The sequence below is a fragment of the uncultured Thiodictyon sp. genome, assembly GCF_903828115.1.
In the GTDB taxonomy this organism is placed as follows: domain Bacteria; phylum Pseudomonadota; class Gammaproteobacteria; order Chromatiales; family Chromatiaceae; genus Thiodictyon.
In genome coordinates this window covers 1-11,663 of the sequence record NZ_CAIKKU010000439.1, presented here as the reverse complement: position 1 = coordinate 11,663, position 11,663 = coordinate 1, and the positions used below count along the sequence as shown (strand labels likewise).

Here is an 11,663-nt window from a genome sequence, read left to right as displayed (position 1 = left end):
TTAATCTGTGTTCATCTGTGGATAACTACTCTTTGCTAAGATTAAAGGCCATGGATCTCGACGCACTCGACCGCAAGCTCAACAGCGCCTTTCCCGGAAAGGTCGTTCGCAAGGACCTCTTGCACCAGATCAAGGGCGGCGAGAATGTCCCGTCCTATGTGCTTGAGTATCTTCTGGGCCGCTATTGCGCCTCCGACCATGAGGAAGAGGTACAACTCGGAATCGCGGCGGTCAAGGACACCCTGCGCAAGAATTATTTCCGCCAAGACGAGGCGAACAAGGCCAAGGCGTTGGTGGAACGACACGGCCATCACCGCTTCATCGATCGCATCGAGGTGCGCTTCGCCCCCAGCGAGATGAAATACTGGGCCGCCATGGACAACTTCGGGTTCCAGCGCATCCACATCCCTGACGAATTCCACCGCCGCTACGACCGTCTGCTGGAGGGGGGCATCTGGGCCATCGTCGACCTCGAATATCGAACATCCGAAGAGGCCGGCCGGAACGCGAGTCCCTTCCATGTGCGTGATCTGAAGCCTATTCAGCTCGCCCGTTTCGATTTCGAGGAGTTCTGCGAAGGACGCCGGGCCTTCACGACCGCCGAGTGGATCGATGTGCTGCTGCGCAGCCTGGGTCTGGAGCCCGATCGGTTCGACGCGCGACGCAAGGTACTACTGCTGACGCGCCTCCTGGCCATGGTCGAGAAGAATTACAATTTCATCGAACTGGGGCCCCGCGGCACGGGTAAGTCCTACGCCTATTCGGAGTTCACGCCTTACGCCATCCTGCTGTCGGGGGGCAAGGCGAGCACGGCCAACCTCTTCTACAACAATGCGCGCCGACAGGTGGGGTTGGTTGGGCACTGGGACGTCGTGGCCTTCGATGAGGTCGGCGGGATGAAGGTCACCGATCCCGACACGATCCAGATCATGAAGGACTACATGGCCAATGGTCGGTTTAGCCGCGGCATCACCCAGGTTCACGCCAACGCCTCGATGGTGTTCATCGGCAACCTGAACCATCCGGTGGAGACGCTGGTGAGCAACAGTGCCATGGACCTCTTCCAGCCGTTGCCCAAGGAGTTCGATCTCGCCCTGATGGACCGATTTCATTTCTATCTTCCTGGATGGGAGGTGCCGAAAAGCTCACACGCGCTGCTGACCGATCACTATGGCTTCGTTACCGACTACCTGGCCGAGGCGCTGCGGACGCTACGTAAGGACAACCGCTTCGATGCATTGAACGCCGAGTTTCGGCTCGGCGCCCATGTCGAAGGCCGGGACGCCAATTCCATCCGCCGCACGGTGAGCGGGTTACTCAAGCTCTTCCACCCCCATGGTGAATGGACGCGCGAGGAGCTGCGGGGTTATCTGGAACTGGCGATGGAGTCGCGACGCCGGGTGAAGGAGCAACTCAAGAAGCGCGGGGCCTTTGAGTTCTATCGCACCAGCTTCTCCTATATCGACGAGACCGACGGTCGGGAGACGACGGTCGGGGTCCCGGAGCAGGGCGGACAAGGCGCCATCGCTCAGGACGCGCTTGCACCGGGCGCCGCCTACACCGCGACGGTCGACGAAGAGTCCCGGGTGTCCCTGCTTCGCATCGAGGTGACCTGCGCCGCGGGCACCGGTAAGCTGCGCATCCCGTCCGGCATGCCGCGGGGGATCAAGGAGTCCCTCAACCGTGCCTGGATCTGCCTACAGTCCATCAAGGACCGCGGCGGGCTCACGGCAACGCTGGCCACCAAAGACTTCGCCGCCGAGGCAGTGGATCTCTCCGGTGGAGGCGCCGAGGCCGAGTGCGGCGTGGCCTTCTTCATCGCCATCATGTCGGCACTCCAGAACCGCAGTATCGCGGGCGGCACCGTGGTCTTGGGCGACCTCAGCATCCAGGGCAACATCAAGGCCCCCGTCTCCATCGCCGAACCGCTGCAAGTGGCACTCGACAACGGGGCGCTGCGCGCGCTGGTTCCGGTGGCCAATAAGAAGCAGGTCGCCTTGCTGCCCGAGGAAGTCGTCGAGAAGCTCGATATTGCTTTTTATGGGGATCTGGATCGGGCGGTGATGAAGGGGTTGGTGGGGTGAGGGTGGATAGCACCGATCTTTTCTTACAGATTGCAGCTATAAACTGCGATCTGTAAAATCCCTGCCATGATAACCCGTCACGCCGCCGACACCGCGCTACGCCTCGCGCGCGGTTTCCCGATCCTCGCGATCACCGGGCCGCGGCAATCGGGCAAGACGACTCTGGCCAAGTCCCTGAATCCGGAGCGAGCCTATGTATCCCTGGAGGAGCCGGACCAACGCGAGCTGGCGCTGGTGGACCCGCGGGGATTCCTCGCCCGCTTCCCGGACGGGGCCGTGGTCGACGAGGCGCAGCACGCCCCCGATCTGATGTCCTACCTGCAGGGGCTGGTCGATGCCCGGCGGCGGATGGGCGATTTCGTGCTGACGGGCTCGCAGCAGTTTGGGCTCATGTCGCGCATCACGCAGTCGTTGGCCGGGCGGGTCGGGCGGATCGAACTCCTGCCGTTCTCACTGCCGGAACTGGCCGGGGCCGGCCTCCTGCCCGGGGACCTGGACACCCTCTTGTGGCGCGGGGCCTATCCACCACTCTATGACCGTCCGCTCGCGCCCGGCGACTGGTTTCCGAGCTATATCGCGACCTATCTGGAGCGCGATGTCCGTCAATTACTCGCGGTGCGGGATCTCACGCTGTTCCAGCGTTTTGTGCGGCTCTGCGCGGCGCGGACCGGACAGTTGCTGAATCTGTCTGCACTGGCGAACGATTGCGGCATCTCGCACACCACGGCCCGGGAATGGCTGACGGTGCTGGAGGCGAGCTATCTGGTGCTGTTGCTGCCGCCCTATTTCCGCAATTTCGGCAAGCGCCTGGTGAAGACACCGAAGCTCTATTTCCTCGACACCGGGCTGGCCGCGGCGCTGCTCGGGATCAGGGACGGTGCGGCGCTCAATATCCACCCGCAGCGCGGTGCGCTGTTCGAGACCCTGGTGGTCGGCGAATTCGTCAAACAGCGCTTCAACGCGGGCCAGCCGGCCGGACTCTGGTTCTGGCGTGACAATACGGGCAACGAGGTCGATCTGCTCTTCGAGTCGGGCACCCGTTTGCAGCCGGTCGAAATCAAATCGGGCGCCACCATGGTGAGCGACTGGCTCCGGGGGATCGAAAAGTGGCGCTCATTGGTGGGCGCGGACGCCTTGCCGGGGTGGCTGGTCTATGGCGGTGAAGACGCCTACAGCCGCGCGGGGATCGAGGTCTTTCCGTGGCGGTCGATCGGAGAGGCGGCGGGCCGGACCTGAGGGCGCACCCTGGGCCGGCGGCCCCGGCCGGACGCGGCCGGAGGCATGGATCATGACTGCGGTCATCGCGTTGGCTGCGCGGTCGTCGGTCCGCACAGCGGACCCTACGGGCCCCGCCAAGGCTGAAGCCTTGGACTCCAGGGGCCCACAACGCTAGAACCGATAACCCTTGGGCACCACCGCGATCCCCCCGGGCGAGACCGTAAAACGCTCGCTATCCTGCGTGCGCTCGAAGCCGATGCGCACCTTGGGCGGGACCTGGACGTCCTTCTCGATGATGCAGTTGCGCAGGTTGGCGCCCTGCCCGACCTGGACCCCGTCAAACAGGATGCTGGAGTCCACGATGGCGCCGTCGCACACCCGCACCCGCGGGAACAGGATGGACTGGTTGACGCCGCCGCCGCTGATCACGGTGCCGGCGGCGAGCATGGAGTTGACGAAGACCCCCTCGGTGCCGCTGGTGACCCCGGGCACGGTGCGCGCCGGCGGGAATTGGCCCTGGTAGGTGCGGATGTTCCAGTCGGCCTGATAGAGGTCGAGCGGGGGCGCGGCGCGCAGCAGCCCCATGTTGGCCTGGTAGTAGGCGTCGATGCAGGCCAGATCGCACCAGTAGCGGTCCGGGGTCACCCGGCCGCGCGCGCCGCCGAAGCGGTAGCCGCAGGCCTTCAGATCGCCCAGCAGCGGGGCGATCAGGTCCAACCCCAGGTCCAGGTCCGGTCCCTCCCGGGCGGGGTCCAGGGCGGCGAGCAGCCAGGACTTCTCGAAGCAGTAGACGCCCATGGTGGAGAGGGTCTCATCGCCCGAGCCCGGGTCCCCGGACGCGGTCGCGCCCGCGGGGGCCGCCGACAACCCCAGGACCAGCCCCTCCCCGTCGAGGCGCACCAGCGGTTGAACGCCTGACCCGGGCTCCCGGATACCGCGCACCGCGAGCGTCACCTGGGCGCCGGACTCCCGGTGGGCCCGAACCAGCTCCGCATAGTCCATGCGGTAGATGGCCTCGCCCACCAGCACCAGGACCTGGTCGGCGGGGCTGCGCTCCACCAGATAGCGGTTCTGACGGATGGCGTCGAAGGGGCCGCCGTACCAATTGAGGCCCTCGCGCTGCTGGGGCGGCACCGCGGTGATGAATTCGCGCAGTTCCGGGTTGAAGATGGACCAGCCGTCGCGCAGGTGCTTGTGCAGCGAGTGGCTCTTGTACTGGGTGAGCACCAGGACCTGGCGCAGACCCGAGTGCAGGCAGTTGGCCAGCGTGAAATCGATGACCCGGTACTTGCCGCCGAAGGGTACGGCGGCCTTGGGCCGATCGATGGTCAGCGGTTCGAGTCCGGTGCCGCGGTTGGCGGCGAGGACCAGGGTCAGGGTGTCAAAAGACATGGCGGACTCTTACTCTTCTTGAGGATTGACGCACCGGCTGCGGCCGCTGTCGTTACCCATATTCCTTGAATCCTCTCACAAAGACACGGAGCCACGGAGAAGAAATTCTCTCTTTGTGTCTCCGTGTCTCCGTGAGAGTCACTTTCTTATCCCGATATGGGCAAAGGCCCGGCTCAGGTCGCGCGCGCCACCGCGGTGTCGATGACCCGCTTCATGTCCCGCACGGCCTGCTCCAGGCCGCAGAACAGGGCGCGCGCCACGATGGCGTGGCCGATGTTGAGTTCGCGAACCCCGGGGATGGCCGCCACGGCCTTGACGTTGTGGTAATCCAGGCCGTGACCGGCATTGACCTGGAGCCCGAGTTCCAGCCCCAGTTCCACCGCGCAACGGATGCGCTCGAACTCCAGGGTCCGCTCTTGCGGCGCCTGGGCATCGGCATAGCGCCCGGTGTGGATCTCCACGACCGGCGCCCCCACCGCGTGGGCCGCCTCCAGTTGCGCCGGGTCCGGATCGATGAAGAGCGACACCCGCACCCCGGCCTCCGCCAGCATGGCGCAGAAGTCGGTGAGCGCGGCCCGCTGACCGGCCACGTCCAAACCGCCCTCGGTCGTCAACTCGGCGCGCCGCTCCGGCACCAGGCAGCAGTCCGGCGGGCGCAGTCGGGCCGCAATGCGGCCCATCTCCGCGGTGGCGGCCATTTCCAGGTTCATGCGGGTCACCAGGATATTGCGCAGCAGTTCCACGTCCCGGTCCTGGATGTGTCGGCGATCCTCGCGCAGGTGCAGGGTAATGAGGTCGGCCCCCGCCTGCTCCGCCACCAGGGCCGCCTGGATCGGCTCCGGATAGCGGGTCCCCCGCGCCTGCCGGATGGTGCAGACGTGGTCGATATTGACCCCGAGCAGGACCTCGGGCGGTGCTATGGTGTTCATCAGTGCCTCCCTCATCATCGGGAACCTATTTGCGTTCATTTGCGTTCATTTGCGGACAAAATTCCTCCATTGACCGCCCCCTGCCCGCCCCCTGCCAGCGCCGGAAGAGTTCACGGCTCTTCAGCGGCTTGGGGCCAAGATGGGGTGCGAGCAGGCGCCGCAACAGGGCACGCGCCTCGCGAACCTGCGCGACCCCGAGCGTCTCGCCGCGGGCGAGCGCGAGCAGGGTCGCACCGCAGACCCGTTCACCCGGCGCGTCGGCCGCGGCCGCCCGGGTGCCGCGCCCCGGCTCGACCAGATAGTGACGGTCGGGCTCCACCGCCACGCCGCCGTCCACGACCAAGTCGAGGCCGGGCGCATAGCCCAGGGCCTCCAGCAGGCGCAGCTCGAAGCGACGCAGCACCGAGTCCAGGTCCTCCCCGGCGGCCAACTGGCCCAGGGCGGCATGATAGAAGGCAAAAATCGCGTCCTGGGGGTCGTGGCGGCCGAGCACCCGCAGCAGCACCTCGTTCAGATAAAAGGCGCAGGGCAGGGCCCGCCCGCCCAGGGCGAAGGGGCGCCCGGCCGCCTCGCAGCCGGTCAGGGTCAGCACCTCGCCGCGCCCCACCACGCCGATCCAGATAGGTGCAAAGGGTTGCAGCAAGGCGCTTGCGGGGCTGCGGCCGCGGCGAGCCCCCTTCGCGATGGCCGGGAACCGACCGACACCAGCGGCGAACAGATCCAGCAACAGGCTGGTGTTGCCATAGTCACGCCGATGCAGGACCAGGGCCCGCAACAGGCCTGCGTCACGACGGGCAGCCACGTTGGAGCACCAGGATGGCGAGGGATGGCTTCATACCAATAGAGGACGCTCTTTGCGCCGTTGTCGTTGTCGTTGTCGTTGTCGTTGTCGTTGTCGTAATCGAGGTTATCGTAGTGTCCCGAATTCTCTCGCACCCAAAATTGCATCGCTTCTACGACTACGATTACGGCTACGATTACGATTACGATTACGACAACGACAACGACAACGACAACGACAACGACGGTGTTTGCGTTTAGCTTGTTCTTGACTCGTTACTGCCGGCCCGCACGCTTTACCCGTCGCGATAACCCAGGCGCGCCAGGGCCGCCTCGTCGCTGGACCAGCTCTTCTTGACCTTGACCCAGACCTCCAGGTGCACCGAGCAGCCGAAGAGCTTCTGCATCTCCAGGCGCGCCTGGGTGGCGGTCGCCTTCATGGCCGCGCCGCCGTGGCCGATCAGGATCGCCTTCTGCCCCGGGCGCTCGACCCAGATCAGGGCATTGATCCGGTAACGCCCGTCCACCGCTTCGAAACGCTCGATCTCGACCGTGGTGCGATAGGGCAACTCCTCGCCGTAGCGTTGAACCAGTTGCTCACGCAGCAGCTCGGCGGCGAAGAAGCGCTCCGAGCGGTCGGTGATCTGGTCCTGCGGGTATTTGAACTCACCCTCGGGCAAGGTGGCGATCACCGACCGCTCCAGGGCCTCGATCCCGTCGCCGCGGGCGGCGGAGACCGGCACCAGTGACCGGAAGCCATAGCGCGCTGCCAGCGCCTCCAGGTACGGCAACAGGACCGACTTGTCGGGTATTCCATCGACCTTGTTGATCACCGCAATGGCGGGCAGCGCGGCGCTGATCAGGGCCTCCAGGGCCAGTGCGTCCTCGTCGGTCCAACGCAGGGCCTCGACCACCAGCAGCACCAGGTCGGTATCGCCGATGGCCGTGCGGGCGGCCCGGTTGAGATAGCGATTGAGGGCACCCTCGCCGCGGCGATGGATACCCGGCGTATCGACGAACAGGATCTGGCCCTCGGGTCTGGTCTTGATACCCAGGATCGCGTGGCGGGTGGTCTGCGCCTTGTGGGAGGTGATGGCCAGCTTCTGACCCAGGATGCGATTGAGCAACGTGGACTTGCCCACATTGGGCCGCCCGATGAGCGTGACGTAGCCGCAGCGCGGCAATGCCGGATCAGTCATGGACGACCTGTCCTTCAAATTGAATGAGCATGGCCTCGGCAGCGGCCTGTTCAGCGCGCCGTCGACTACTGCCCTCACCCCGACTCAGACGCCCGTCGTCCGGCAAGGCGCAACTGACAGTGAAGCTCTGGGCGTGCTGGGTGCCGCCGACCGTCAACACCTCATATTCGGGGATAGGGCGGCGGCGCGCCTGCAGGAGTTCCTGCAGACGGGTCTTGGGGTCCTTGTCGGCGTGCGCGTCGTTGAGTTGCGCCAGCGAGGCACGAAAGAGGTTCAGGACCACGGTGCGCGCCCGATTGAACTCCCCATCCAGATAGATCGCCCCCAGGACCGCCTCCAGGGCATCCGCCAGGATGGAGTCGCGGGTATGGCCGCCGGTGCGCAACTCGCCCGCGCCCAGACGCAGGTAGTCGCCCAGTTCCAGCCCACGGGCCAGTTGTGCCAGAGACTCGCGCTTGACCAACGCGGCGCGCATCCGGCTCAGGGTCCCCTCGTCGGCGTGCGGGAAGCGGCCCACCAAGGCCTCGGCAATGGTGAAGCCGATCAGGGCATCGCCGAGAAATTCCAGCCGCTCATTGTTGACGGCCCCGGCACTGCGGTGGGTGAGGGCTTGCTGGAGCAGGTCCGCGCGGGCGAAGGGGTGACCCAGGGCGCGGGCCAACCGGCGGCTATCGGTACTCACCGCCCCTTGACCACAACCGAGTGGCTGAAGGTCAGCACCGCATCGACATTGAAAAAGAGGTGTTCGCGCCGCTCATAAGTGAGCGTCACACCGAACGCCTCTTCCCCGACCTTCTTGAAGGCGAATGACTTGCTGTCGATGGTGCGGACTTCATTGACCATCATGCGGTTCTCCAGGACCTTCATGATTGCCGCCTTACCGCCCAGGATGGGCTCCGGCGACTCCGCGACCCCATTCATGATGGATTTCATGGTCATGTAGCTCATATAGGCGGGGCCGAGCTTGAACAGCACGGTCACGACGAAGATGACCACCACGAGGACAAACAGCATGCCGCTCATCCCCATTCCCTGCTGTCGGGCAGGCATCTCAGGCATATCGATCACCCCTCACCGAATCAGATTAGCGAATCAGGTTGCCGAGCCGGCCCCAGGCAATAGGCGGAAAGCCGTCGCGTTCGCCGTCCCAGTGCATCCAGATGGCAAAGGCCTTGCCGACCAGATTTTCCTCGGGGACGAACCCCCAGCAGCGGCTGTCGTTACTGTTGTCACGATTGTCGCCCATAACGAAGTAATACCCAGGCGGCACCTTCACCGGTCCCTGCGCGAGCACGCGACACCCGGGCGGCAGGTCCGGCAGACCCTGGCGGACCAGGGTGTGGTGCTCCACGCCATCGAGCGTCTCCACCGCCTCGCGGGCGCCGGTCATGCCCGCCCCCGAGGCCACCCCGGTGTAACGCCCAAGCGCCACTTGACCCTGGGGCTTGCCGTTGAGGTAGATGGTCTTGTCGCGATAGAAGACCTCGTCGCCCGGGACTCCGATGATCCGTTTGATGTAGTCGGTCTTGCCGTCCTGCGGGTACTTGAAGACCACCACGTCACCGTGCCGCGGTTCCCCGATCGGCAGAAACTTGAAATTGAGGACCGGCAGGCGCAGCCCATAGGCGAACTTGTTGACCAGGATGAAATCCCCGGTCAGCAGGGTCGGCATCATCGAGTTGGACGGGATGCGAAAGGGCTCGACCACAAAGGAGCGCAACAACAGGACGATGAGGATCACCGGGAAAAAGGAGCGGGCATATTCGACCAGGATGGGCTCACGCCCCCCGGCCGGACCCGGCACCGCAACCGCAGACCCGTCCGTCGGCGCCAAGACGCGGCGCCGCGGCGCGAAAACCATGGCATCCACCAGCCAGATGCCGCCGGTGACGGCGCAGGCCAGCACCAAAAAGGCTGGAAAATCAAAATTCATGGATATCTCAGTGTGGAAAACTCAAGGTGCCCCGGTGCGGCCGTCAATTATCCTTGCCCACCTGGAGCACGGCAAGGAAGGCCTCCTGAGGGATCTCGACCCGGCCGACCTGTTTCATGCGCTTCTTGCCCTTCTTCTGTTTGTCCAGAAGCTTGCGCTTGCGCGAGACATCGCCCCCGTAGCACTTGGCCAGCACGTTCTTGCGCAGGGCCTTGACGGTCGTGCGGGCGATGATCTTGCTGCCGATGGCCGCCTGGATGGCCACCTCGAACATCTGCCGCGGGATCAACTCCTTCATTCGCACGGTGATATCCTGGCCGCGGGTCTGGGAAACCGCGCGGTGCACGATGGTCGAGAGCGCGTCGACCTTGTCGCCGTTGATCAGGACATCGAGCTTCACCAGGTCGGAGGCCTGAAAGCGCTTATGCTCGTACTCGAAGGAGGCATAGCCGCGGCTGGCCGACTTGAGACGGTCGAAGAAATCGAGCACGACCTCGGCGAGCGGCAGTTCATAGGTTACCTGGACCTGCCCGCCCAGATACTGGATCTGCTTCTGCACCCCGCGCTTCTCGATGCACAGGTTGATCACGTTACCCAAGTAGTCCGGGGGGGTGAGGATGTGGGCCTCGATGATCGGCTCACGGACCTCGCTGATCTTGTTGGGCTCCGGCAGATTGGCCGGATTGTCGATACGAAAGACCTCCCCGTCCTGGCGCAGCACCTCATAGACCACGGTCGGGGCCGTGGTGATGAGGTCGAGATCGTATTCGCGCTCGAGGCGTTCCTGGACGATCTCCATGTGGAGCATCCCCAGAAAGCCGCAGCGGAAGCCGAACCCCAGGGCCTGGGACACCTCCGGCTCGTAGAACAGGGAGGCGTCGTTGAGCCGCAGTTTGCTCAGGGCCTCGCGCAGGTCCTCATAGGCGTCCGAGTCCACCGGATAGAGGCCGGAGAAGACCCGCGGGCGCATCTCCTTGAAGCCCTCGAGCTTCTCTCCCGGCCGCTCGGGCCTGGTGATGGTATCGCCGACCGGGGCCCCGTCGATCTCCTTGATGGAGGCGATGAGGTAGCCGACCTCCCCGGGACCCAGGCTCAGGCGCTCGACCTTTTTCGGCGTGAAGACCCCCACCGAGTCCACCAGATGGGTGCGCCCGGTGGCGAGCATGACGATCTTGTCGCGGCGGCGCATCTCACCATTCATGACGCGCACCAGCGACACCACGCCCACATAGGGATCGAACCAGGAGTCGATGATCAGGGCCTGCAGGGGCGCCTCGCGGTCGCCCTTGGGGGGCGGGATGCGCAGCACCAAGACCTCCAGCAGGTCGGGAATGCCCTCACCGGTCTTGGCGCTCACCCGCAGGGCGTCCTCGGCCTCGATGCCGATGATCTCCTCGATCTCCTTGATCACCCGCTCCGGCTCGGCGTTGGGCAGGTCGATCTTGTTCAGGACCGGCAGCACCTCCAGCCCCTGCTCGATGGCCGTATAGCAGTTGGCCACGCTCTGTGCCTCCACACCCTGGGCCGCGTCCACCACCAGCAGCGCGCCCTCGCAGGCGGCGAGCGAGCGGGAGACCTCATAGGAGAAGTCCACATGGCCCGGGGTGTCGATGAAATTCAGCAGATAGGTGCGTCCATCCCGGGACTTGAAGTCCAAGGCGATGCTCTGGGCCTTGATGGTGATCCCGCGCTCACGCTCCAGGTCCATGGAGTCAAGCACCTGGCTCGACATCTCGCGCTCGGTCAAGGCCCCGGAAAGCTGGATGAAACGATCCGCAATCGTCGACTTGCCGTGGTCGATGTGGGCAATGATCGAGAAATTACGGATGTGGCTGAGATCGGTCATCGTTGGGGACCGTCGCGGGTCTCGGTGGAGGGGCGCGGGGGTGCAAGGGCGGCGGCACGCAATGGCGCGCCGGTTGCGTGCGCCGCTGCAGGCCGCACACGGGAGCCGCAAGAAGTCGACCATCATAGCAGAAACCGGGCGGGGGCGGGGCCGCACAGGGTGCGGCGGGCGCGATCAGAACCGAGGTGTTGACGCCGATCCCGTATCCTGCAGCGACCGGACCTTCTCACGGACCGGGCGTCGTTGTCGTTGTCGTTGTCGTTGTCGTAATCGAACAATCCG

Annotated in this window: 10 protein-coding genes; 2 read left to right on the top strand and 8 right to left on the bottom strand. The window is 65.0% G+C overall.

Features of this window, described 5'->3' with window-relative positions:
* Window positions 1-50 precede the first annotated feature (50 nt).
* Together brxL and QZY48_RS16050 are read left to right on the top strand one after the other, a co-directional pair.
* Window positions 51-2,084 (top strand): protease Lon-related BREX system protein BrxL, encoded by a 2,034-nt coding sequence (gene brxL, locus QZY48_RS16055; RefSeq protein ID WP_295432652.1) that lies wholly within the window; start codon window positions 51-53, stop codon window positions 2,082-2,084.
* 66 nt (window positions 2,085-2,150) lie between these two features.
* Entirely contained in the window at window positions 2,151-3,320 is a 1,170-nt protein-coding gene (locus QZY48_RS16050; protein WP_295432650.1) for an ATP-binding protein, read from the top strand.
* 153 nt (window positions 3,321-3,473) lie between these two features.
* Here the strand turns inward: QZY48_RS16050 and QZY48_RS16045 are convergent, their stop codons facing one another.
* The 8 genes from QZY48_RS16045 to lepA form a co-directional block, all read right to left on the bottom strand.
* Complete coding sequence (locus tag QZY48_RS16045; RefSeq protein ID WP_295432649.1) at window positions 3,474-4,694, bottom strand: glucose-1-phosphate adenylyltransferase family protein; 1,221 nt, start codon at window positions 4,692-4,694, stop codon at window positions 3,474-3,476.
* Between the two features lie 173 nt (window positions 4,695-4,867).
* Window positions 4,868-5,623, bottom strand: coding sequence for a pyridoxine 5'-phosphate synthase (gene pdxJ, locus QZY48_RS16040; RefSeq protein WP_295432646.1), 756 nt, complete (start codon window positions 5,621-5,623; stop codon window positions 4,868-4,870).
* A gap of 25 nt (window positions 5,624-5,648) precedes the next feature.
* Entirely contained in the window at window positions 5,649-6,425 is a 777-nt protein-coding gene (gene recO / locus QZY48_RS16035) for a DNA repair protein RecO (RefSeq protein WP_295432642.1), read from the bottom strand.
* Between the two features lie 274 nt (window positions 6,426-6,699).
* Window positions 6,700-7,602: a GTPase Era gene (era, locus tag QZY48_RS16030; protein ID WP_295432639.1), complete on the bottom strand. Its 903-nt coding sequence runs from the start codon at window positions 7,600-7,602 to the stop codon at window positions 6,700-6,702.
* The gene (gene rnc / locus QZY48_RS16025) at window positions 7,595-8,284 is read right to left on the bottom strand and encodes a ribonuclease III (RefSeq protein WP_295432637.1); all 690 of its coding nucleotides are present in this window, start codon (window positions 8,282-8,284) and stop codon (window positions 7,595-7,597) included. The genes era and rnc overlap by 8 nt, the downstream gene beginning before the upstream one ends.
* Complete coding sequence (locus QZY48_RS16020) at window positions 8,281-8,616, bottom strand: DUF4845 domain-containing protein (protein WP_295432635.1); 336 nt, start codon at window positions 8,614-8,616, stop codon at window positions 8,281-8,283. Before QZY48_RS16020 ends, rnc begins: the two co-directional genes overlap by 4 nt.
* Window positions 8,617-8,686: 70 nt before the next feature.
* Window positions 8,687-9,535, bottom strand: coding sequence for a signal peptidase I (gene lepB / locus QZY48_RS16015; RefSeq protein ID WP_295432633.1), 849 nt, complete (start codon window positions 9,533-9,535; stop codon window positions 8,687-8,689).
* Window positions 9,536-9,578: 43 nt separating this feature from the next.
* Window positions 9,579-11,381 (bottom strand): translation elongation factor 4, encoded by a 1,803-nt coding sequence (gene lepA, locus QZY48_RS16010; protein ID WP_295432630.1) that lies wholly within the window; start codon window positions 11,379-11,381, stop codon window positions 9,579-9,581.
* Window positions 11,382-11,663: the final 282 nt, after the last annotated feature.

Bases quoted from the DNA above. Each gene is read 5' to 3' on its own strand.
- lepB (WP_295432633.1), bottom strand. From the start codon at position 9,535: ATGAATTTTGATTTTCCAGCCTTTTTGGTGCTGGCCTGCGCCGTCACC.
- era (WP_295432639.1), bottom strand. From the start codon at position 7,602: ATGACTGATCCGGCATTGCCGCGCTGCGGCTACGTCACGCTCATCGGG.
- QZY48_RS16050 (WP_295432650.1), top strand. From the start codon at position 2,151: ATGATAACCCGTCACGCCGCCGACACCGCGCTACGCCTCGCGCGCGGT.
- QZY48_RS16045 (WP_295432649.1), bottom strand. From the start codon at position 4,694: ATGTCTTTTGACACCCTGACCCTGGTCCTCGCCGCCAACCGCGGCACC.
- lepA (WP_295432630.1), bottom strand. From the start codon at position 11,381: ATGACCGATCTCAGCCACATCCGTAATTTCTCGATCATTGCCCACATC.
- QZY48_RS16020 (WP_295432635.1), bottom strand. From the start codon at position 8,616: ATGCTGTTTGTCCTCGTGGTGGTCATCTTCGTCGTGACCGTGCTGTTC.
- pdxJ (WP_295432646.1), bottom strand. From the start codon at position 5,623: ATGAACACCATAGCACCGCCCGAGGTCCTGCTCGGGGTCAATATCGAC.
- brxL (WP_295432652.1), top strand. From the start codon at position 51: ATGGATCTCGACGCACTCGACCGCAAGCTCAACAGCGCCTTTCCCGGA.